This is a genomic window from Rhizobium sp. Root1203, from assembly GCF_001424945.1.
Taxonomy (GTDB): domain Bacteria; phylum Pseudomonadota; class Alphaproteobacteria; order Rhizobiales; family Rhizobiaceae; genus Rhizobium.
The window spans coordinates 13587-35677 of record NZ_LMCW01000069.1 but is presented as its reverse complement, the minus strand read 5'-3'; the positions used below and the strand labels follow the sequence as shown (position 1 = coordinate 35677).

The 22091-nt window shown below is 61.5% G+C and carries 23 protein-coding genes; 12 read left to right on the top strand and 11 right to left on the bottom strand.

Translation table 11 applies throughout. The features are described 5' to 3' along the window. Positions 1-67: 67 nt before the first annotated feature. From ASC97_RS31705 to ASC97_RS31690, 4 genes are read right to left on the bottom strand one after another with little or no spacing between them, the layout of a single operon-like run. Positions 68-2335 carry a hybrid sensor histidine kinase/response regulator gene (locus ASC97_RS31705; RefSeq protein WP_057472305.1) on the bottom strand — a complete coding sequence of 756 codons (2268 nt, stop codon included), beginning with the start codon at positions 2333-2335 and terminating at the stop codon, positions 68-70. A 55-nt stretch (positions 2336-2390) separates the two neighbouring features. After that, positions 2391-2894: a signal peptidase II gene (gene lspA, locus ASC97_RS31700; RefSeq protein ID WP_057472304.1), complete on the bottom strand. Its 504-nt coding sequence runs from the start codon at positions 2892-2894 to the stop codon at positions 2391-2393. Then, on the bottom strand, positions 2891-3751 hold the full coding sequence (locus ASC97_RS31695; RefSeq protein ID WP_057472303.1) for a TrmH family RNA methyltransferase: 861 nt from the start codon (positions 3749-3751) through the stop codon (positions 2891-2893). The genes lspA and ASC97_RS31695 overlap by 4 nt, the downstream gene beginning before the upstream one ends. Then, on the bottom strand, positions 3748-4848 hold the full coding sequence (locus ASC97_RS31690; RefSeq protein ID WP_057472302.1) for a class I SAM-dependent methyltransferase: 1101 nt from the start codon (positions 4846-4848) through the stop codon (positions 3748-3750). The genes ASC97_RS31695 and ASC97_RS31690 overlap by 4 nt, the downstream gene beginning before the upstream one ends. A 117-nt stretch (positions 4849-4965) precedes the next feature. On the opposite strand from ASC97_RS31690, the gene ASC97_RS31685 reads away from it, so the two are divergent. Continuing rightward, a complete protein-coding gene (locus ASC97_RS31685; RefSeq protein ID WP_057472301.1) occupies positions 4966-5418 on the top strand; it encodes an SRPBCC family protein in 453 nt (150 codons plus the stop codon). A gap of 50 nt (positions 5419-5468) precedes the next feature. After that, positions 5469-5906, top strand: a complete 438-nt coding sequence (locus tag ASC97_RS31680) for a GNAT family N-acetyltransferase (protein WP_057472300.1) — start codon at positions 5469-5471, stop codon at positions 5904-5906. Between the two features lie 5 nt (positions 5907-5911). Here the strand turns inward: ASC97_RS31680 and ASC97_RS31675 are convergent, their stop codons facing one another. The 4 genes from ASC97_RS31675 to sppA form a co-directional block, all read right to left on the bottom strand. Beyond that, complete coding sequence (locus tag ASC97_RS31675; RefSeq protein ID WP_057472299.1) at positions 5912-6817, bottom strand: S1C family serine protease; 906 nt, start codon at positions 6815-6817, stop codon at positions 5912-5914. A gap of 203 nt (positions 6818-7020) precedes the next feature. Continuing rightward, complete coding sequence (locus ASC97_RS31670) at positions 7021-7353, bottom strand: DUF1049 domain-containing protein (protein WP_057472298.1); 333 nt, start codon at positions 7351-7353, stop codon at positions 7021-7023. A gap of 123 nt (positions 7354-7476) precedes the next feature. Continuing rightward, positions 7477-7776 carry an integration host factor subunit beta gene (locus ASC97_RS31665; protein WP_057472297.1) on the bottom strand — a complete coding sequence of 100 codons (300 nt, stop codon included), beginning with the start codon at positions 7774-7776 and terminating at the stop codon, positions 7477-7479. Between the two features lie 29 nt (positions 7777-7805). Continuing rightward, a complete protein-coding gene (sppA, locus tag ASC97_RS31660) occupies positions 7806-8756 on the bottom strand; it encodes a signal peptide peptidase SppA (RefSeq protein ID WP_057472296.1) in 951 nt (316 codons plus the stop codon). A gap of 210 nt (positions 8757-8966) precedes the next feature. On the opposite strand from sppA, the gene lptC reads away from it, so the two are divergent. From lptC to ptsN, 6 genes are all read left to right on the top strand, one after another. Further along, a complete protein-coding gene (gene lptC, locus ASC97_RS31655) occupies positions 8967-9632 on the top strand; it encodes an LPS export ABC transporter periplasmic protein LptC (protein ID WP_057472295.1) in 666 nt (221 codons plus the stop codon). 14 nt (positions 9633-9646) lie between these two features. Further along, positions 9647-10294 (top strand): LptA/OstA family protein, encoded by a 648-nt coding sequence (locus ASC97_RS31650; protein WP_057472294.1) that lies wholly within the window; start codon positions 9647-9649, stop codon positions 10292-10294. 15 nt (positions 10295-10309) lie between these two features. Then, complete coding sequence (lptB, locus tag ASC97_RS31645) at positions 10310-11119, top strand: LPS export ABC transporter ATP-binding protein (RefSeq protein ID WP_057472293.1); 810 nt, start codon at positions 10310-10312, stop codon at positions 11117-11119. A 158-nt stretch (positions 11120-11277) separates the two neighbouring features. After that, on the top strand, positions 11278-12840 hold the full coding sequence (rpoN, locus tag ASC97_RS31640) for an RNA polymerase factor sigma-54 (protein WP_057472292.1): 1563 nt from the start codon (positions 11278-11280) through the stop codon (positions 12838-12840). Positions 12841-13092: 252 nt separating this feature from the next. Then, positions 13093-13668, top strand: a complete 576-nt coding sequence (hpf, locus tag ASC97_RS31635; protein WP_057472291.1) for a ribosome hibernation-promoting factor, HPF/YfiA family — start codon at positions 13093-13095, stop codon at positions 13666-13668. 63 nt (positions 13669-13731) lie between these two features. Then, the gene (ptsN, locus tag ASC97_RS31630) at positions 13732-14196 is read left to right on the top strand and encodes a PTS IIA-like nitrogen regulatory protein PtsN (RefSeq protein ID WP_007529605.1); all 465 of its coding nucleotides are present in this window, start codon (positions 13732-13734) and stop codon (positions 14194-14196) included. Positions 14197-14270: 74 nt separating this feature from the next. On the opposite strand, the gene ASC97_RS31625 is transcribed toward ptsN, so the two are convergent. The 3 genes from ASC97_RS31625 to ASC97_RS31615 all read right to left on the bottom strand — a co-directional run bounded on the left by ASC97_RS31625 (position 14271) and on the right by ASC97_RS31615 (position 19002). Further along, positions 14271-16610, bottom strand: coding sequence for a methyl-accepting chemotaxis protein (locus ASC97_RS31625; RefSeq protein WP_057472290.1), 2340 nt, complete (start codon positions 16608-16610; stop codon positions 14271-14273). 220 nt (positions 16611-16830) lie between these two features. Next, the gene (locus ASC97_RS31620; protein ID WP_057472289.1) at positions 16831-17730 is read right to left on the bottom strand and encodes a ribokinase; all 900 of its coding nucleotides are present in this window, start codon (positions 17728-17730) and stop codon (positions 16831-16833) included. A gap of 48 nt (positions 17731-17778) precedes the next feature. Beyond that, the gene (locus ASC97_RS31615; RefSeq protein WP_057472288.1) at positions 17779-19002 is read right to left on the bottom strand and encodes a DNA recombination protein RmuC; all 1224 of its coding nucleotides are present in this window, start codon (positions 19000-19002) and stop codon (positions 17779-17781) included. Positions 19003-19198: 196 nt separating this feature from the next. On the opposite strand from ASC97_RS31615, the gene ASC97_RS31610 reads away from it, so the two are divergent. From ASC97_RS31610 to ASC97_RS31595, 4 genes are all read left to right on the top strand, one after another. Further along, positions 19199-20698 (top strand): globin-coupled sensor protein, encoded by a 1500-nt coding sequence (locus ASC97_RS31610; protein ID WP_057472287.1) that lies wholly within the window; start codon positions 19199-19201, stop codon positions 20696-20698. 98 nt (positions 20699-20796) lie between these two features. Beyond that, positions 20797-21315 (top strand): peptide deformylase, encoded by a 519-nt coding sequence (gene def / locus ASC97_RS31605; protein WP_057472437.1) that lies wholly within the window; start codon positions 20797-20799, stop codon positions 21313-21315. Between the two features lie 63 nt (positions 21316-21378). Then, positions 21379-21663, top strand: coding sequence for a FitA-like ribbon-helix-helix domain-containing protein (locus tag ASC97_RS31600; protein WP_057472286.1), 285 nt, complete (start codon positions 21379-21381; stop codon positions 21661-21663). Then, positions 21660-22082: a type II toxin-antitoxin system VapC family toxin gene (locus ASC97_RS31595; RefSeq protein ID WP_057472285.1), complete on the top strand. Its 423-nt coding sequence runs from the start codon at positions 21660-21662 to the stop codon at positions 22080-22082. The genes ASC97_RS31600 and ASC97_RS31595 overlap by 4 nt, the downstream gene beginning before the upstream one ends. Positions 22083-22091: the final 9 nt, after the last annotated feature.

The following is a 22091-nucleotide window of genomic DNA, read 5'->3' as shown; positions in this document are numbered from 1 at the left end:
ATATGTTACATGAAAGTGACATTTTTAACCCCCTGATACGCAGGAAACGCACGGGCTGGTTTGACCGTTATAGCGCTTCTGCGCGACGTGCGGAGAGAGCGGCGACAGCTTGAACTTCCGTCAGAAGCCTTATCGGATCCACAGGTTTAAGCATGACGCGGTTTGCGCCGTTCAGCAAGACTTGGCGACGCGATTCGTCGCGCTTGTCGGCTGTCAGCACGATGATCGGCACGGGCGGAACGTCGAGCCGGCGTTCGTGGCCGCGTAGCCGGCCAAGCATTTCGATGCCGTCGCCGCCGGGCATGGAAAGATCGCTGATGATGATATCGGGGCGCACGCTTCCCTCCGCCAGCGCCGCGTCGAGCAGCGCTTCGAAGTGATCGACATGCTCTACGCTGTGTCCGGCCTTTTCCATCATGGCGCGGATCAGCATGGCGTTGATCGGATCGTCCTCGGCGAGCAGAATCTTGAGTCCGCCCTGAATGCCCGCTTCCGGAATGGCGGCACTGAAGCCCGGCTGGTTGTCGTTCAGCGCGTCGCGTTTTTCCATGCCGCGCATGCGCCCGCGCAGCACGTCGATCAGCGACTGCTCGCGCAGCGGCCGGATGAGCCACGAATCGAAGAGATCGAGCGAGTGGGCATTGCGCTCCTCCGGATTGACCAGGAAGATCTTTCGCAAGCCGAGAGCCGCGATATCCGCGCGGTCGGCAAGGTGTGTCGCGAACTCGCCGGACATGCGGTGATCGACGATGATGTCGGTCGGGCGGCGGCCACGGCTGGCTATATCGAGGAGTGTTCGGCGCGCAGTCTCCCCGTCCTCGACGAAATGGCAGCTGCCGCCAAGCGTTGCGATCGTTTCGGAGATGGCGGTGCGGGCGGCGCCGGCCGGCGCAAGCAGCACGACGATATTCCCAGCAAGCAGGCCGTCGCGCCGCGCCCGGCTGCGTTCTTCGTGTTCAATGCCGAAGCGGATGCTGAATTCGCTGCCGGCTCCCTTTTCGCTCGCGACCGTGAGCGTACCGCCGAATTCGCGCATGATGCGGGCGGAGATGGCAAGGCCAAGCCCAGTACCGCCGCTCTTCTCGACCATGCCGCCGCCCTGCTCGAATTCGCCGAAGATCCGCGACTGCTCCTCGTCGGTCATGCCGGCTCCGGTGTCGGTCACGGTGATCAGCAGGTCGTCGTCCTCAAGCGAGACGCGAATGAACACACCACCGAACTGGGTGAACTTCACGGCATTGCCGATGACGTTGAAGAGCACCTGGCGCAGGCGGGCGGGATCGAAGTTCATGACGTCGGGAACGTCCGACGATACCGTCGCGCCGATCTCTATGCCTTTTTCGTGCGCCCGGTGGGCCAGCATTTCAACAACGCTCTCCAGCAGCTTGCGCAGCGATTCCGCGCGAGGGCGCAACTGGAATCGACCGACTTCGATCGTCGAGAAATCCAGGAGATCCTCGACGAGATGGGTCAGCGCATGGCCGGACTGGTGGATGCCTGTCAGGTAGTTCTGCTGCTCCTGCGTCAGTCGCGTCTCGGTCAACAGATGCGTCATTCCGAGGATGCCCGAGAGCGGCGTGCGGATCTCGTGGCTGACGGTGGCGAGCATTCGCGACTTGGCGGCGCTGTTGTACTCGGCTTTCTGCCGGGCCTCCTCGCGCGCCTGGGCCGCGAGGCGTTCGTCGGTCACGTCGCGTGCGATGCTGTGCAGCAGAAGCCGCCCGCCGCTCGCGTCACGCGTGATGACATCACGCCAGAAGAAAATGCGTTGCCCCTCGGGCGTCGAGATCTCCACGTCGTAGCGATGTGGTTCCGCCCCTGGCCGAAAGGCGATGCCGATCTCCTCGCAGGTCTGTCCCTCGGGGCTGAGCCGACCGGTCAGTCGGCGAAACATGTCGTTGGCGCCGACGATCCGCCGGTCCATGGTGCGGGTAACGGTGATGTCGCCCAGTGCGTCGTGTATGCTGGCAAAGAGGTCGGCACCCCGGCGTCTGCCGGCTTTCTCGCGCTGCTCGGCAGTCGTTGGTGTGCTATGCAGACGTGCCGCAAGAACGGCCATGCCGAGGAGAGCGGCGACTGCGAGGCTTCCAAGGCCGATCGAAACGATCAGCAACCCGCCGGCATAGCCGAGCGCCAATAGTACAAGCGAAGCGAGCAGGCCGGCGCCGCCGAGCCAATAGGACAGCAGTCTGCCCCTCGCGATGAGCGAGGACGATCTCCTGGCGTGCGCGGATGGGGAGGCAGTCGCATCCTCTGCCCGCTCATCTCCTGGATGAGCGGGATGACCGCCAAATGCGGTGGCCAGCTTTTCATGCAATTGACCCAGACCGTGCATGATGAACGGGTAACACGCAGGCCGTTCCGAATGCCTTCAGCAAACCGGTAAAACTTTAGCGATCCGAGCTTTTAGGTTGCACCAGTTCGTCTAGAATCACGCAGCCCGCGCCGATCGTAATGAAACTGTCGGCCAGGTTGAAAACGGCGAACGACCATGTCTCCGTATGAAACAGGATATAGTCGATCACGTGACCGTAAAGGAAGCGGTCGATGAGGTTTCCGAGCGCGCCGGCGATGATCAGCGCGTAGCCGAGATGCGCGAAGGTGCGCTGCTTCCCGGTCCGCCGCCATAGCCAGATGACGAAGCCGACGATGATCAGCCGCATGCCAACGATGAACCAGCCGTCCATGCCCGACAGCATGGAGAAGGCCACGCCGAGATTGTAGGTGCGGTAAAGCGCCAGCATCGGGACGACGGGAACCATCTCCTGCAGCGGCAAGGTGTGATCGACGACGATCTTGACGATCTGGTCAAGCACGACGGCGATGGCGACGAAGATCAGGATCGGCAGCGGGCGCGAAAACAGCGCCGGTCGGTCTTGCGTCTGTTCGGTCATTTGGCCTCGGAGAGTGAGAGGAGATGGCGGCGCGCCTCGAACATCATGACGGCGCTGGCAACGGCGAGGTTGAGCGAGTCGGCGCGGCCCTGCTGCGGGATGCGGGCAAGCGCGTCGGCTTCCCTTGCCAGCTGCTCGGGCAGGCCGGATTGTTCGTTGCCCATCAGGATGACGACCGGCTTCTTCTTGTAGTCGATCGTCCGGTAATCGACCGATCCGGCAAGATGCGTGGCGACGACGGAAACGCCCGCGTGCCTCTTCCATGCGATGAATTCTTCCGGGGTGGCGCGGGCGACGGGCACGGCAAAGACCGAACCCATGGTGGCGCGCACGGTCTCCAGTGAGAACGGATCGGTGGTTTCGCCGACCAGGATGACGCCGGAGGCGCCGGCGGCGTCCGCCGTGCGGATGATCGTGCCGAGATTGCCGGGATCGCGGACGCGGTCGAGCGCTATCCATGTTTCGCCCTGCCTGGGGTGAACGTCGCGAAGCGCCTTCCAGCGGGTTTCGAAGACGCCGACCACCATCTGCGGATTGTCGCGCCGGGTGATCGAGGAGAGCACCTTCTCGCTGACTTCGAGCACCAGTCCGCCGGAGGCGACGGTCTTCGCGGCCATCTGCTCGACCAGCGGCTTTCCCTTGGCGGCCTTTGCATAGACCAGCGTGCGGATCGTCCAGCCGAGTTCGATCGCGTCAATCACGAGCTTCAGGCCCTCGGCCATGAAGGTGCCGCTCTGCTCGCGGGTCTTCTTGTCGCTGAGCGACTTGATGTCCTTGATGATGGGATTGGCAAGCGAGGTGACCTCTTTCACCTGGCCGACCTTGTGAGGGCCGGAGCCCCTGTGTTCATGGCTCATTTCGGCACCCAGCGGGAGAAGAGGGAGGTGGAGAGCGCGCGGCTCGGCGTCTTGCCGTCCAGCCCGGCTTCGCGGATCACCAGTTCGCCCGACTCGACCACGCCGCCGGCGCCGCGCATCGTCTCGCGCATCAGCTCGTGGATCGAATAGAAGCTGGCCCGGATCGAATAGGCTGTCAGCACCAGGCCGACGGCGTTCGGCGACAGGATCTCGCGGCAGACGTCGAGCATGACAGGCAGATGGTCGAACAGGTGCCAGACCTCGCCGTTCGGGCCGCGACCGAATTTCGGCGGATCGGTGAGGATGATGTCGTAGGCATTGCCGCGGCGTTCCTCACGCAGGATGAACTTCATCGCGTCTTCGCAGATCCAGCGGATCGGCGCCTTGTCGAGGCGGCTGAGCGCCTGGTTTTCGCGCGCCCAGCCGATTGCCTTCTTCGAGGCATCGACATGGGTGACTTCTGCGCCGGCCGCTGCCGCAACCAGCGATGCGACACCGGTGTAGCCGAAGAGGTTCAGCACCTTGAGCGGCCGTCCGGCCGCCTCGACCTGCTGCTTCATCCATGTCCAGTGCACGATCTGCTCGGGAAATACCCCGACATGGCGGAAGGAGGTGAAACGCCCGAGGAAATCGACGCCGAGCAGATTGAGTGGCCAGGTTTCGCCCAGCGCATCCTTGGGGAAGCGCCAGCGTCCGGTGCCCTCTTCGTCGGTATCGCCGGTGAAGGCGGCATCGACCTTCTCCCAGACATGCGCCGGCAGCGACGGCCGCCACAGCGCCTGGCCTTCCGGGCGGATGATCCGATAGGGACCGTACTGCTCCAGCTTCTCGCCATTGCCGCTGTCGATCAGATGGAAATCGCCGGCGCCGAGAGATTCGAGGATGACCGGCACCCGTTCGGTAGGGCGTTCTCCGGTGCGCGCCATCAGCGGCCGTTCGCTCGCAGCCGCGCCGGCGGGTTCGCGCGGGGCTTCCCGGGCAGGGACGGTCTTGCCCGCAACCTTCAGCGGGCGGCTGGTGCCGCGATCGTCGTTGCGGCGTCCTCCGGAGGGGCCGGCTGCGGACTTCTGGCCCGGCCGGCGTTCTTTCTGTCTCAACGTGGTCTTCCGCCTGCTGAATTCGATAGAGTTGGTGCAAATAGCATTCCGTTTCACCTTGGCAAAGCGCTTTCCCGCTGTGATAGTTTAAGCCAGGTCGAAATGGGAGGATTTCGGATGGACTTGACCGGCGAAGAACGGATCACGGCCCCGCGGGATGTCGTATGGGCTGCATTGAACGACCCGGACGTGCTGAGGCAGTGTATCCCGGGGTGTCAGAACCTCGAACTGAAGTCGCCGACGGAGCTTGCGGCAACCGTCAAAATCAAGATCGGTCCGGTCTCCGCCACCTTCAACGGCGAGGTCACGCTTTCCAACATCAACGCGCCGGAAAGCTACACGATCTCGGGTGAAGGCAAGGGTGGCATTGCAGGCTTTGCCAAGGGCGGCGCCGACGTGACGCTGAAGGAGGAGGGCACCGATACGATCCTCCAGTACAGGGCCAACGCCCAGGTCGGCGGCAAGATCGCCCAGCTCGGGGCCCGGTTGATCGATTCCACGTCGCAGAAACTGGCGCAGCAGTTCTTTTCGGACTTCAACGCCGCCGCCAGTGCAAAAGCCGCAGAATAAGGAGCACGAAGGAGTTGGCAGGCCTCAATGCGTCGTCTAATCCGGTGTTCATGGAATGGATTGTGAGAGCTCCTGAAGGGCCGGAACGCGAGGAACTCGCCGATATCTATCTTACGGTCCGCCGCGAGACTTTCACCTGGGTCGCAGCGTCCCAGTTCCATCATGGGGACTTCTTCGCCCATACGCAGGGCGAGATCGTTTGGCTTGCCGAGACGCCGGAAGGCGAGATCGCCGGGTTCATGACGCTTTGGCCCCCGGACGATTTCATTCACATGCTTTACGTCCGCAAGGTGTGGCAAGGAAAGGGCGCGGGCAATGCCCTCCTGCGGGCATTGCCGGACTGGCCGCGCCAGAAATACCGGCTGAAGTGCCTCGTCAAGAACAGCGGCGCCAAGGCTTTTTACCTGACCAACGGTTTCGCGGTGACCGGCAGCGGCAGTTCGGCCGAAGGCGACTACGAAGAGCTGAGCTTTACGCCGCCGAGATAGCGGCCCTACTGCAGCTGCGGCTTTCTCAGAAAGGCGTTCCGGTCCGCCGACCGCACGCGCAGCCAGGCCTCGCGGCCATCGCGCAGAACCCGGATGGGGATTTCGGCGCCGGCGGCACCGCTGCTCCAGACCTTCCGGTAGAAGTCGGCAAGACCGTCGACTTCCCCGTCGCGAATCTCCGAGATGATGTCGCCCTGCTGCAGCCCGGCCTGATCGGCGGGGCTTCCCTCAGCCACGCTCATCACGATGACGTCGCCGTTGCTCTCGGCGGAAAACGCGCCAAGCCATGGCCGCGGCGGCTTGTTCACGTGGCCCCGCGTCAAGAGGTCGTCGAGGATGGGTGGCAGGAGGTTGATCGGAACGACCATGTTGATGTCCGCGACCTCGCCGCTCTGGTTCATCTGCAGGCGCAGCGACCCGATCCCCAGGAGCTTCCCGTTCGAATCGACGAGCGGTGCACCGCCCCAGGAGGGATGGGCGGGCGTCGTGAAGATCGCTTCGTCGAGCAGGTATTCCCAGTAGCCGGCAAACTCCTGCTTGGCGACGATCTTAGCCTCGACGAACTGCCCGATACCGTCTGCCAGCACGACCGGATCGCCGACGCCGGCTTTCGCCGCATCGCCGAAATCAAGAGCGGGAAGCCCGAGTTCGCCGAGTGCCTGCAGCAGGCCAAAGCCGGTCTCCTGGTCGTAGGCAAGCGCGTGGGCGGCAACGACGTGTCCCTCGTTCGTCGTCAGCCAGACCTCTTCCGCTTCGGTGATCAGGTAGCCGATCGTCAGCACCAGCCCGGTCTCTTTGATGACAACGCCGCTGCCCTCGCGGCGGATGCCGAGTGCATCGGCCGTAAAGGCATCTTCGGGGATTGAGGTACGTACGGCCACGACGGACCTCAGGATTCTGTCGATATTCATGGTTTCATCCTCTAAGGCGTGGCGCTGAGGCGGTGAAACAGCAAGTGCGTAGCACAGGCGCAACGGATCATCCGTATATAGCTATGAAGGCACATTGCTCGCGGCAAGCCTTCGCCGTCCGAATTTCTCGGGTTGCAGGGCACGGGTTCAGGATGGGGCGGAGACGCTTGTCGCCGACAGGCGGCGGGCCTGCACTCCAGGCGCTATCGCGACGGCAGCTGCCCAGCAATTTCCTCCGCACGCGTCTTGTGTCGATCGGCCTCGCTCTGCCAGCGAACGGCTTCCTTCGCTTCGGAACGCGCACGCTTGCGGTGTTTGCTCTGGTTGAGCCACGTGGCCGCCGAGCCGGCGATCATGCCGATGATGAGCGCGACAAAAATGAAAACGAAGAAAGGAGCGGAGAGCGACAACACCTGGTCGTCCGGCCGGAAGGGATTGAACGCCATCGACACGGTCTGCCGGTTGGCGACACAGAAGATGATCAGGATCACCCCGAGAGGAAGAAAAATCAGAAGGTTAAGGATCTTCTTCGTCATGGTTCGGTCTCCTTATGCCCCGGCCGGGCGATCGGGCCCACGACCATCGTTCGGCCACAGGATAGAATGGGCCGCATGAAGGTCAAGTCCGGCTTTTCGTCGGGCGCCAGCGCCCGGCAACGGTCAATCGTCCTGATCGCCTTGTCCGGGGTTCAGCCGCTCGCGCAGCTCCTTGCCGGTCTTGAAGAACGGAACCCACTTCTCCTCGACGAACACCGTATCGCCCGTACGCGGGTTGCGACCGGAGCGCGAGGGACGGTTCTTCACCGAGAAGGCGCCAAAGCCGCGCAGCTCGACTCGATTGCCTGCCGCGAGCGCGTCCGTGATCTCGTCGAGCACCGCGTTGACGATATTTTCGACGTCGCGATGATAGAGATGCGGGTTGCGTGCCGCAACTATCTGCACCAGTTCGGACTTGATCACAGTCGCCCCCTTAAATTATTGATTTCTTATCAATCGTGGCCAACCTGCCAAACTGAAAGGAGCCCGTCAAGAAGCAACTTCTGCGGCAGAATTCCGGTAAGGTCTTCGCTTCTGGCAAGATCGCCGTAGCCAAGAAGGGTCAATACCCGCGACGCTGCCCCGGCGAACAGAAAAGCGGTGTTGCGCTTCTTGTCCCAGTCAATTTCCGGAAGGTCCTTGTCGACTTTCCGGGTTGCCAGGTAGGCGCGGATTTCGTCATCGCCGCCGATCTGATCGATCAGCTTGACCTTGAGCGCCTGGCGTCCCGTGAAGATCGTGCCGTCGGCAAGTTTCAGCACCTCGTCGCGCGGCATCTTGCGCCTGTCGGCGACCAGATCGACGAACCAGCCGTAGCTGTCAACGACCATGCCGTTGATCATCGCCTTGGCCTCCTCGCTGGCGGGATGGAATGGCGAGGGCTCCGCCTTCAGCGGCGAGGACTTGATCTCTTCCATCGAGACGCCGAGCTTGTCGAGCAGCGGCTTGACCTGCGGGTACTGGAAAATGACGCCGATCGAGCCGGTGATCGAGCTGTCGCCGGCGATCACCATGTCGCCCGCCGTTGCGATCATGTAGCCCGCCGAGGCGGCAAGGGTGCGCACGTCCGAGACGACAGGCTTCTTGGCGGAGATGGCGCGGATTGCCTTGAAAATCCGCTCGCCGCCGTAGGTAGTGCCCCCGGGCGAAGAAATGGACACAATGACGGCCTTCACCGCGTCGTTCTTCTCGATCGTGTCGAGCCGATCGAGAAGTTCGCTGTCGTCGGTGATCAGCCCCGAAATGGTGACATGGGCGACATGCGGCCGGTTTGTCGCGGCATCGCCCAAAAGAAATTGATAGGCCGCAAGCCCGAGCGCCACGATCAGCAGAACGGCGACGATACGCCAGAAGCCAAGCTTGCGGCGCAACCTGCGGCGATCCGCGATCATCGAACTGTCCATTCTTTCCTCCAGATCCGCAATGCTTGGGCAACTCAATCCATCTAGAGTTCCGCAGGGATGCGGAAATGCCGCTTTGCCGGGTTTTGTGGTTTTCTTGCTTGTTGCAGAAAAAAATCCATATTGGCAAGCCAGTGTAATAATGCGAAATGAACTGTGATCGGGCGAGGCAATGCCTATATACGCTAACGATCGGCGACACGGACCGGAATTATGCTCAACACATTGAACAACGGCGGACAGGCTGCCTACGCGAATTCCGCAAGGAACGCATATGGCGACGCGCGGTTTCACTCTGCGCGGGTTCGCCGGCTGAAGGTCCTGCTTCCTGTGGCTGCCGTGATCGTCTCTTTGGTGTTCATCGGCGTTTCGGTCATCCGCACCTACCTGCCCGAGAATATCAAGATTGAAGGCGCAAGGATCGAAAACGGCAAGGTCGTGATGGAGAAGCCCGCCATCGCGGGCCGCAACGCCGCTGGAATCAACTATTCGATGCTCGCCGAGCGTGCGCTGCAGGACATCAAGAACCCCAATCTCATCACCCTCGAAACCGTCAAGGCGGCGGTGCCCATCAAGGATGACCTGATCGCTCGCGTCGAGGCGACGACGGCCGACTACGACCGAGCAACAGATAATCTGAACGTCAAATCGCCCTTCACGATTAACTTGAGCAACGGCCTGAGCGCCAAGTTCCAGACTGCCCAGGTGGACGTAAAGGGCGGGAAACTGACGACGAGCGATCCCGTTACGATTGAAAAAGATGGCGCATCGGTTGTTGCGCACTCGCTCAAGATGACGGATAAGGGTCGGACGATCACATTCGAGGGGAATGTTCGCATGAATGTTGATCCATCCGTCATTCGCAAACAGGGCACTTAACAAGCCGGGTCACTATGGCAAACGATTGTCGCATTTCTACCCGCAAGTCGGGTGCAGTATTCTTCAACGGTGCGCTTGCGCTCATGCTGTTGGCCGGGGGCGCGTTGGCGCAGGCGACCACCAGTCAGATGAGCGGGCTGAAGCTCAACAAGGATGAACCGATCCAGATCGAAAGCGACAAGCTGGAGATCCACGATCAGGAACACACCGCCGACTTTACCGGCAACGTCAAGGTCGTGCAGGGCACGACCACGCTGCAGGCGGGTCATATGACGGTCTTCTACAAGCCGAAGGCCGATGCCAATGCTGCCAACGGTGCCGCGACGAAGGCATCCGAGACGAAGGCCGCCAACAAGGAGGCAGCCAGCAAAGAGGCTCCGGCTTCCATTGCCTCGGGCAACGCCGATATCGATCACATCATCGTCACCGACAATGTGTTCTTGACTTCGGGCACGCAGACCGCAACGGCTGACAACGGTTCGTTCGACATGGCGAAGCAGCTTTTCATCCTCAAGGGTGACAAGGTGGTTCTCTCCGACGGGCCGAACGTCTTCACAGGTTGCCAGCTGACGGTGCACATGGCGACAGGAGAGGCTCAACTGGACAGTTGTGGGGGGCGCGTCCAGATCCAGCTCGATCCTAAATCACAGAATAAGAACTGACCCCGGCCTCACCACGTGAAATTATTCTCGCTATCGACCAAGTTCGGCAAGGCCGGTTCGCACGCTGCGACCGATGCCGCTGCCACTGATAAAAGCCGCTACCAGGGCACGCTCATTGCGCGCGGTCTGACCAAGACCTACAGCACCCGGCGTGTCGTGAACGGCGTCTCCCTCGTCGTGCGGCGCGGCGAGGCCGTCGGGCTGCTCGGCCCGAACGGCGCGGGCAAGACGACCTGTTTCTATATGATCACCGGCCTGGTGCCGGTCGACGAAGGCACGATCGAGATCGATGGCAACGACGTGACGTCGATGCCGATGTATCGTCGATCCCGGCTTGGCGTCGGTTACCTGCCGCAGGAAGCCTCGATCTTCCGCGGACTGACGGTCGAGGAAAATATCCGCGCGGTTTTGGAAGTGCATGTCAAGGACAAGGCTGCGCGCGAGAAGAAACTCGACGAACTCCTGGACGAGTTTCATATCCGCAAGCTTCGCGAGAGCGCTGCAGTGTCCTTGTCGGGTGGCGAACGCCGTCGCCTGGAAATTGCCCGTGCGCTCGCTACCGACCCGACCTTCATGCTTCTCGACGAGCCGTTCGCGGGCGTCGATCCGATCTCTGTTTCGGACATTCAGAATCTCGTCCACCACCTGACGGCGCGCGGCATCGGCGTTCTCATTACCGACCACAATGTGCGCGAGACGCTCGGCTTGATCGATCGCGCCTACATCATTCATGCGGGCGAAGTGCTGACGCATGGCAGGGCAAATGACATCGTCAACAATCCGGAAGTGCGCCGGCTCTACCTGGGCGACAACTTCAGCCTTTGATGGCGTTTGCATGCGACGGAAATTCACCTTCCTGTCACATCCCGCTTGACCAAGTAGAATAAAAAAGCAATTTTTGGGCCAACTTGGATTTCCGTGGCCTGACCCCCGTTGCAGGACGCGGTTTCCCGGAGGAAATGAACGGGAGTTTCGCGTCCGCTATGGCACTTTCGGCCAATCTCTTCCTACGCCAAAGCCAGTCGCTGGTCATGACGCCGCAGCTCATGCAGTCGATTCAGCTGCTTCAGATGACGCATTTCGAGCTTACGCAGTTCATCGCGCAGGAAGTCGAGAAGAACCCGCTGCTCGACTTTCCGTCAAATGACGCGGAAACAGGCAGCGAGCGCAGCGCGGAAGAAGACGATGCCTATGCGCGCCAGGCCGAAGAGGCAAGCTCGGACGGCGAGTACGACAGCCGCACGGAAGTCATGTCCGGCGATTGGTCGGATCGGACCGACAGTGCCGGCGCGGGCCGCATGACCGATGAACTCGACGCCAACTATTCGAACGTGTTTCCCGACGATGGCGTTCCGCAACGCGCCGATGCGCCCGAACTCATCAGCCAGTGGAAATCGATGCCCGGCGGCGGGGACGGGACGGAATCCTACGATCTCGACGACTTCGTTGCCGGCCAGGTGTCGCTTCGCGACCATCTGGCGCAGCAATTGCCGTTCCTTCTGTCCGACATGGCCGATCGCTTGATTGCCCAGTTCCTGGGCGATCAGCTCGATGAAGCCGGGTACCTGCATGCGGATCTCGGCGAAGCCGCCGAGCGGCTTGGTACCACCCTGAACGACGTCGAACGCGTGCTTGCGTCGCTGCAGACCCTTGATCCGCCTGGCGTTTTTGCCCGCAGTCTGTCGGAATGCCTTGCGATCCAGCTTCGGCAAAAGGATCGCTATGATCCGGCGATGAAAGCATTCGTGGGCAATCTCGAACTGCTGGCACGCCGCGATTTCGCCACCCTGAAGCGCATCTGCGGCGTGGACGAGGAAGATCTCCTCGACATGCTGAGCGAAATTCGTCAACTCAATCCCAAGCCGGGCAGCGGTTTTGAGGCCAGCGTCTCGGAAGGCATCATGCCGGATGTCGTGGTCAGGGCAGCCTCCGACGGCAGCTGGCAGGTCGAGCTCAATCCCGATGCGCTGCCGCGCGTTCTCGTCAGCCAGTCCTATTTCGCCAATGTGACGAAGAACGGCGAGGACCATGCTTTCCTGTCGGACTGCCTGCAGAGCGCCAACTGGCTGACGCGCAGCCTGGACCAGCGGGCCAAGACGATCATGAAGGTCGCCAGCGAGATCGTTCGCCAGCAGGATGCCTTTCTTCTTCATGGCGTCGACCACCTGCGCCCCCTCAATCTGAAGACGGTGGCCGATGCGATCAAGATGCATGAGTCCACCGTCAGCCGCGTCACCTCCAACAAGTACATGCTGACGCCGCGGGGGCTCTTCGAACTCAAGTATTTCTTCACGGTGTCGATCGGCGCGGTAGAGGGGGGCGACAGCCATTCGGCCGAGGCCGTGCGCCACAAGATCCGTGCACTCATCATGCAGGAAAGGCCGGAGGCAGTTCTCTCCGATGACGATATCGTGGATATCCTCAACAAGGGCGGCATCGAGCTTGCTCGGCGGACGGTTGCGAAGTATCGTGAAGCGATGAATATTGCTTCCTCCGTTCAGCGCCGGCGGGAGAAGCGAGCCCTCGCCAAAGTCGCGGGCTTCTGACGAGTAGGGTCGGTACGACCTGCGTGTGCATTTCCGCGTGAAATAGAGCTGTTGTTGACTTTTTGGTAACTTCTGGCTAGAAGCCGCCGCGATTGGCGCTGTGAATAGCGTCGGAGGTTATCCCCATCATCCTCAGGGCGCCCCGCAGCCGAGAACTTCGGCCGATCTTGCTTGAGATCGAGCGAAGTGCTTGGATGCTGATGAGCCTTGGCGTAAACTGGTACCCGCAAACCACATAAGAAGGGAAACTCCATGAGTGTGCGTGTATCCGGTAAACATATGGAAATTGGTGACTCCTTCCGGCAGCGGATAGAGGACCAAATTGGTGTGGCCGTCACGAAATACTTCGACGGAGGGTATTCTAGTCAGGTCATCGTGCAGAAGGCCAACGCCCGCTTTTCCGCCGATTGCAAGGTTCATCTCGACAGCGGGGTCGTGTTGCACGCCGCGGGCGAGGCGATGGATCCGCAATTGGCATTCGATGCCGCTTCCGCACGAATTGAGAAGCGACTTCGCCGCTACAAGCGCAAGCTTAAGGATCATCATGCCGGGAATCATCTGAATGGTTTTGCCGAGGTCGCCTACACCGTCATGGACGGTATGCCGGATCACGACGAGGAAGTTGCTGACGACTTTGCTCCGGCAATCGTCGCGGAAAGCACGAAGCAACTGAAGACCATGTCCGTAGCGACCGCCGTCATGGCGCTCGACATGACGGACGAGCCGCTGCTGCTTTTCCGCAGCCCCGGCAAAGACGAGTTGAACATCGTTTACCGTCGGCAAGACGGCAACATTGGCTGGATAGACGCAGCCAACATCAAAGGCTGAGATCGAGGCGAGGGCGGCAGGTCGCCTGCCGCTCCCCAAGTCTCGGCACAGAAGGAAAAAGAAATGGCATTGGCAGATTTGCTGCAGCAAAATGCGATCATTCCCGCTCTCAGGGTAAATTCCAAGAAACAGCTCTTGCAGGAATTGGCGGCCAAGGCGTCGAAAGTGACCGGGCTGTCCGAGCGTGAGATTTTCGACGTTGTTCTGCAGCGTGAGCGCCTCGGTTCCACCGGTGTCGGCAATGGCATCGCCATACCGCACGGCAAGCTCGCAAGCGTCCATTCCATCGTCGGGATCTTCGCACGTCTGGACCAACCGGTGGATTTCGAAGCATTGGACGACCAGCCGGTCGACCTGGTGTTTCTGCTTCTGGCGCCAGAGGGCGCCGGCGCCGATCATTTGAAGGCTCTGTCGCGGATTGCCCGTGTCCTGCGCGATCACGACCTCGTGGCCAAGCTGCGGGCGACGGATTCCGCTTCGGCGATTTATGCGTTTCTGAACGAAGAGCAGACGTCCAACGCGGCCTGACAACACTCCATAGGAAGACGAAAGAGGCGCCTGATTGCTCAGGCGCCTCTTTCCGTTTCAGCCGTTGCTTCGGCTCAGAATTCTTCCCAGTTGTCCTGTGCAAGCGCTGCAGAACCATGCGACTGTGCGACGACGCGGCGCGGCGCCGGAGCGGCAGCCTGACGATAGCTCGGCGCAGCGGCCGGGGCGCGCATCTGCTGCGCGGTCGAGCGAAGCGCGGATGCGTTGCCGGAGCCAGTGACCCGGAAGCGCATGACCAGTTGCTTCAGCGTCTGGGCCTCGTCGTTCAATGTCACGCTGGCGGCGGTCGTTTCTTCGACCATCGCGGCGTTCTGCTGCGTCACCTGGTCCATCTGGTTCATGGCCTGGTTGATTTCCTTGAGGCCGATCGCCTGCTCGCTGGCCGAGGCCGAAATCTCCCGGATCAGGCTGTTGATGCCCATCACCTGCTCGGAGATCTTGTGCAGCGTGTCGCCGGCTCGGCCGACGAGATCGACGCCTTCCTTGACCTGGACGGCCGAGGTGTTGATCAGCGTCTTGATCTCCTTGGCTGCATTTGCGGACCGCTGTGCGAGTTCGCGGACTTCCTGGGCGACGACGGCGAAACCCTTGCCGGCTTCACCGGCGCGTGCGGCCTCGACGCCCGCGTTGAGGGCCAGCAGGTTCGTCTGGAACGCAATCTCGTCGATCACGCCGATGATGCGGGAGACTTCCGTCGACGACTGTTCGATGCCGTGCATGGAAGAGATCGCCTTGCGAACGACTTCGCCGGACTTCTCGGCGTCCTCGCAGGCATGGTTGACGTTGTCGGCCGCCGTGCGCGCATTCTCGGCGCTGGAATTGACCTGTGCCGTGAGTTCGTTGAGGGCCGCTGCCGTTTCCTCCAGGCTCGCGGCCTGCTGTTCGGTGCGCTTGGCGAGATCGGAGGCGCTGCCGCTGATTTCGCTGGTGCCGGAGCCGATGTTCACGACGCTGTGGTTCATCGTGTTGATGGTTTCCTCAAGGCTTGCGAGTGCAGCGTTGAAGTCCTGCTTCAGCTTGTCGTACTCGCCCGGGAACTCGTCGGTGATGCGATGGCCGAGGTTGCCCTGCGACAGTTCCGAAAGGCCCGCTCCGACGATGGACACGATGTGACGCTGCAGGCTGACGGACTGCTGGCGCTCGGTTTCCGAACGGCTGCGTTCGTTCTCGGCGGCGTCGCGCTGGTTGTTGGCTTCGGCTTCTAGACGCTGGGTATCGGCAAGCGCGAAGCGGAAGCCTTCCAGGGCCTTGGCAACGGAGCCGATTTCGTCGGCGCGATCCTGGCCGGCGACCGGCTGCTCGTAGCGACCGTCGCTGAGCGCCTTGACGCTCGCCACCAGGCCGCTCAGAGGACGCTGAACGAGGGAGCGGACGGCGAAGTAGAGAGCAAGCATGACAGCCGTCAGAACCAGAATTCCGGCAACGATCATCATGAAGGTCTGGTCCTTTACCGGCGCGTTGATGGCGCTGTGGGGGACATCCACCAGAACGACCCAGGTCGTGTTGATATCAGGCAGGGCGAACGGATAGACGACGCGATCGAAAGGCTCATAGCCGTCGTAGGTCAGGTTGGGGACGACGGACGGCTGCAAGGTGGAAAGCGCGCCCTTGACCGCATCCGCGCCTTCGCCGTCATACGCCTTCATGGACAGATCGGCCTTCGGCGGAACAATCCAGTTGCCGGTTTGCGAGAGCAGCGTAACGCGGCCGGAGCCGAAAGGATGGAGAGTGGAAAGCTTGTCCGCGAGGGACTTGAGCGAGATATCGACGCCGCTGACGCCGATCATCTTGCCGCCGGACATGACCGGATAGGCGATCGATGTCATGGCCGTGTTCTCGCCGGTGGTCGTCTCGGCATAGGGTGGCGAGAGCGCGCCCTTCTTGCTTGCCGCCGCGAGGGCGTACCAATCGGCCTTGTAGTCGGAATCGAAGGTCGAGAAGGCGAACCCGCCGTCCTTGCGCTTGGTCCAGTAGGGATTGAAGGTCCCGTCCTTGGCGGCGCCGAAGTCGGTCTTGCCGGCCATGCTGGGCGATTGTCCGTCGAAGGCGTTCGGCTCTTCCGCAAACCAGCTGCCGAACGCAAAGGCGTTGCGCTCGACATTGGCTTTCAGCATGTCCAGCACGGCCTTGCGGTCGAGGTACTTGCCTTCCTGGCCGCGGCCGATCGTACCGGCCATCGAACGGGCGGCGCCCGCCAGTTCGCCGACCGACGAGGCAACTTCGTTGGCGATCGATTTCGCCTCGAGATTGGCCTGATCCATGGTCAGCGTCTGGACGCGGTCGCGGGTCTCGCCGATGAGGAAAAAGTTGGAAACGAAGAGAACAAGCGCGATGGCTACGCCTGTAATCAGGATAAGCTTGGCCGCAAGCGACTTCATGCGAAAGATGAACATGTATTCCTCGGGAGCAAGGATGTGCCGGACAATGCATTCATCGGCACAGAGGCAAAGGCATCGCCCCTTCATGGAGCAGCCGTGACGAAAGCCATCCCTTTGAGAGAGAGTCTGGCGCTCAAGCGAAAGATCGCCAGAAACCTCTTAAATTTAAGTGAAATACGATGAAGTTGCTGCCCGCGACGACGAAGTCTCCCGAAATGTCGCAGGCAGAAACGCCCTATAGTTTGTTTGCGACGTCGGCGCTGAGGGGAATGGACGGCTGGGCACCCTGCGTGAGGCACGCGAGCGACCCGGCGACCGCAGCACGCCGTAGCGCGGTCTCGAAATCGAGCCCCTCGTCGAGGCCGGCGGCGAAATAACCGCAGAACGTATCTCCGGCTCCGACCGTGTCCACGGGTTCGATCTTCAGCCCCTTGGCACGGAAAATGACGCTGTCGCGGATCGCGATGACGCCATCTGCCCCGAGCGTGACGATCAGCGTCTGCCCCGTTTCGCCGTGGATTTGCTTCAGGGCCGCCTCGCGGTCGTCAGGCCCCATGTTCTCCCGGCCCGCGAGGCGCTCGAACTCCGTCTCGTTGGCGATGACGATATCGGCAATGCGCCCGAGCCGCCCTGCGTCATCGATCAGCGGTGCAAGGTTGAGAACGGTGATGACGCCGCCGGCGCGCGCCGCAGCCAGCGCCCGCTCGACCGCAGGAACCGGAATTTCAAGCTGGAGCATCAGGATGTCGCCCTTGCTCATGGCGCCGACGGCAAGGTCTGCGCCCGCCGCGGTCACGGTGCCGTTCGCACCCGGCACGACGGCGATCATGTTCTCGCCGTCGCCGCCGACCAGGATCAGGGCCGTTCCCGTCGGCTCGTCAACCTGCTTGACGGCTTCGAGCTGCGTCCCGGCATCCTTCAGAAGCGCCAGCGCCGGTCCGGCGAAGCCGTCCCTGCCGACGGCGCCCGCCAGATGCACCGCGCGGCCGGCACGCCGGGCGGCGAGCGCCTGGTTGGCGCCCTTGCCGCCCGCAGCCGTCGAAAAGCTGTTGCCAGCAACCGTTTCGCCGGGCTTGGGCAACCGTTCCGTCGTGGCGATGAGGTCCATGTTGATGGAGCCGAAAACTGTGATCATGAGGGTGTCCCGTCAAATGCTTCTGTCGCGGGACACTGCCTGAATGGCTTACTCGTCGTCAACCACTCTGAGCTTCAGAAGCCCCGTGCGGCTGTCGATGGATTTCGGCGGCGGTTCGCTCTCGCGTCCGGATTTTCCTGTCTCCCCGCCCTCGAATTCGAGAGCCTCGATCCTGCCGCCTCGCTTGCTCAGCTTGTCGGCCGACGTGACGATCAGGTCGACGTCCTTCTGGGCAAGCGCGAAATGGCCCTGCAGCTTGCGGACGCGCTCGTCCAGCCGGCTGAGGTCGTCCATGAGATTGGCAACTTCGCCCTGGATCACATGCGCCTGCGCCCGCATCCGCTGGTCCTTGAGGACAGCTTGGATGACCTGGATGGAGAGCATAAGCAACGACGGCGAAACGATCACGATGCGAGCACGGTGGGCCTTCTGTACGACCGCCTCGAAATTCTCGTGGATTTCAGCGAAAATGGATTCAGAGGGGACGAACAGGAACGCAGTCTCCTGCGTTTCGCCCTGGAGCAGGTACTTTTCCGAGATATCCCGGATGTGCGTTTCCATATCGCGGCGGAACTGCTGCGACGCTGCCTTGGCAAGCTCCGGCCCCCCTGCTTCGCGGATCGCATTCCATGCTTCAAGCGGAAACTTCGCGTCGATGACCAGCGGCGGTGCGCCGTTCGGCATGCGGATCGTGCAGTCCGGGCGGGATCCGTTGGAAAGCGTCTGCTGGAAGGCAAAGGCCCCCATCGGCAGTCCGTCGGCGACGATGGTCTCCATGCGTGACTGTCCGAAGGCGCCGCGCGTCTGCTTGTTGGAGAGAATTGCCTGCAAGCCGACGACGTCTTTCGCCAACGTCTGGATATTGTTCTGTGCGGCATCGATCACCGCCAGCCGTTCCTGCAGCCGCTGCAGGTTCTCGTGCGTCGATCGGGTCTGCTCCGTGATCGTGCTGCTGACGCGCTGCGACATACCGTCCAGGCGCTGGTTGATCGCCTGGTTGAATTCCGCCTGCCGGGATCCGAATACCTCGGTCATCGCAGACATGCGCCCGTGCATCTCGGCCTGGATCCTCAGAAGTTCTGCCATGCGCGCATCCGCGTCGGCCGCCCGCTCGCTCGCCTCCTCGGCCTGCTCCTGGCGCAGCTGGCTGCTGCGAAGGAGGAGGACGATGATCAGGACGATCAGCGCGGCGATGCCGCCGCCGGCGAGCGCCAGCATCGAAGGGCTGATCTGCGAAAGGGTGGCGGAAAGCGATTCGGTGGCAGCGTTCATCCCGCTACAATATCAAACTCGATCCTGTTGGCTAGATCAAAACGTGAACAAGCGGATGCTTCCTGTGCACGCTGTGGCGACCGTCGTCGAAGCACCCGCCGACAAATCGGATCCCCGTTTAACCTTTGCTAAACTATATTGGGCAAAAGCTCTGCTCAAATTTCTCTTTCAACATCAATTACAAAGCAGAGATATCATGACGACTCAGCCATCCGACAACGCGCTCAAGCAACGTCTCGATTTCATCGAGCTTGACGATGGGGCGCGTGCGGCGTTGCGTGAGATGCGCCCGACGATCTCCGCGCTGCTCGGTAGCGCGCTCGACCGTTTCTATGGAAAGCTGGGAAAAACGCCCGCGGTTGCCGGCTTCTTCGCCGACAAGTCGCATATGAACAGCGCCAAGAAGCGCCAGGAAGATCATTGGGCGAATCTCGCCGGTGGAAATTTCGACGAAGCCTACGTCAATGGCGTCATGGCCGTCGGCAGGACGCATGCCCGCATCGGTCTCGAGCCGCGCTGGTACATCGGCGGCTATGCTCTGCTGATGAGCGATCTGATCAAGGGGCTGATGGACAAGCAGTGGCCCTCGATGTTTGCGCGGCAGCAGGGCAAGGTGCTTGCGGAGAAGATTACGGCAGTCGTCAAGGCCGCCATGCTCGATATGGATTATTCCATTTCAGTCTATCTCGAAACGCTAGAACAAAAACGGCTGAAGCTCGAAGAGGAACGCGTCAAGGCGGAATCGGATCAGACGATCGCGCTCGATCATCTTCGCCGGGGCCTTGAAGCGCTGTCGAACGGCGATCTTGAAGCCACTCTGCCGGCCGATCTGCCCGGAAAATTCAAGGATATGGCCGAGGACTATAACCGTGCCGTCGCCGCCTTGCGCACGTCCTTCGCGTCCGTCCGCGCAACCTCGGGCGAAATCCTTCAGGGGACCGCCGTGATCGCGAAGGGTTCGGACGACCTGGCGCTGCGCACCGCGCAGCAGGCAGCCGGCGTCGAGGAAAGCTCGGCCGCCCTGCAGCAATTGTCGGTCAGCGTCGGCCAGACGGCTGCAAACGCCGAGAAAGCCTCCGATGCGGTGCGCGACACACAGCAGAAGGCAAAGAACTCCGGCGAGCTCGTCAACAGCGCCGTTTCGGCAATGGCGGGGATCGAGAAATCCTCGACCGAGATCGCCAAGATCATCGGCGTCATCGACGAGATCGCCTTCCAGACCAACCTGCTGGCCCTGAATGCCGGCGTCGAGGCAGCCCGTGCCGGAGACGCGGGCAAGGGCTTTGCCGTCGTCGCCCAGGAAGTCCGCCAGCTTGCGCAGCGCACCGCAGATGCGGCCAAGGAAATCAAGAAGCTGATCTCGGAGAGCTCGGTTCAGGTCAATGAGGGCGTCGGCATCGTCAGCAGCACCGGCGAGGCGCTGAGCGATATGATCACCCGCATCGACATCATCAACCGCTTCGTTGCAGACATCGCGGCCGCTGCCCGGGATCAGGCAACCGGCGTCAACGAGGTCAGTGTTGCAATCCGCAACATGGACACCATCACCCAGCAGAACTCGGGCATGGTCGAACGCACCTCCTCCGAGACGAAGCGTCTCCGAAGCGAAGTCGAAAGCCTCGTCGGTTTGCTGCAGCGCTTCCGCACCGGCGTCCATGAGCGCTCCGTTCCGGCAGCTTCGCGCCGCGCCGCCTGAGCCGAAATACGTCAAAATTCCGGAGGCGATGCAAAAAAGCGCCGCCTCCGGCTTCCGGATAATTCCATCGGGCAAAAAGATGGGTTATGGGGAACGCCATGACCATCAAGCCACTCATCATTCTCCCCGACCCGCTGCTTCGTCAGGTGTCCAAGCCGGTCGAACGCGTGGACAGCGATCTCCAGCGTCTCGCAGACGACATGCTGGACACAATGTACGATGCACCGGGCATCGGCCTTGCTGCCGTCCAGATCGGCGTTCCGCGCCGTATGCTTGTCATCGACGTCTCGCGCGAAGGTGAGGAGAAGCAGCCGCTCATCGTCATCAACCCGGAAATCGTCAAGTCCTCCGACGAGCGCTCGGTCTACGAGGAAGGCTGCCTTTCCATTCCCGACTACTATGCGGAAGTCGAGCGCCCGGCCACCGTCGGCGTCAAGTATCTCGACCGTGACGGCAGGGAACAGATGGTTGAAGCCGACAGCCTGCTTGCCACCTGCCTGCAGCACGAGATCGACCATCTGAACGGCGTGCTCTTCATCGACCACATATCGCGGCTCAAGCGCGAAATGGTGATCAAGAAGTTCACCAAGGCTGCGAAGACTGCCAAGGCTCTCTGAGTTCTGTTGAACCAACGGCCGTCGCACCCTATGATATCAGCGATATCATAGGGGAGGTTCTGCATGGGCGATCTTCTGATCCGGGATATTTCCGACGCGATGAAGCGAGAAATCGCCAGCCGTGCGGAGCGCAGCGGCAACAGCCTCTCCGATGAGGCCAAGGAACTGTTGCGCGAGGCCCTCTTGAACAGGGCCGATCCGCAGGTTGAAACGCTGTCGGCCTATGATCTGATCCGCCGTGCCTTCGAGCGCGAAGGAGCGTCAGGCGACGAATTCGCAGCCATCATGGACGAGATCGAAGCGGAGCGTAAAAAGGATTTCGGCCGGCCGGTCGAGGACTTGGAATGATCGTCCTCGACACCAATGTCATTTCCGAACTGAGCAAGTCCACGCCGCATGAGGGCGTCAAGGCGTGGCTCTTTCGCCAGGATCGCTCAAGGCTCTATCTCTGCACCGTCGTTCTGATGGAGCAGACCTACGGCGCTGAGAGGATAATGTTGGAGACCGGCTCGGATCGCTATTTCCGGGCGATCGACAACCTTCTGGCCGGGCAGTTCCGCGACCGAGTTTCCGTCTGGGATGCCGACGCTGCTTTCATGACCGGCCGTCTGCGTGCAAGGCGTGAGAGCCTGGGTCGTCCGATCTCGATTCAGGACGCCATGATCGCCGCAATCTGCCTCACCCATGGCGCAACGCTGGCGACCCGCAACACAAAAGACTTCGAGGGGCTTGATCTCAAGCTCGTAAACCCGTTTGAAGACGGCTGACCTCAAAGA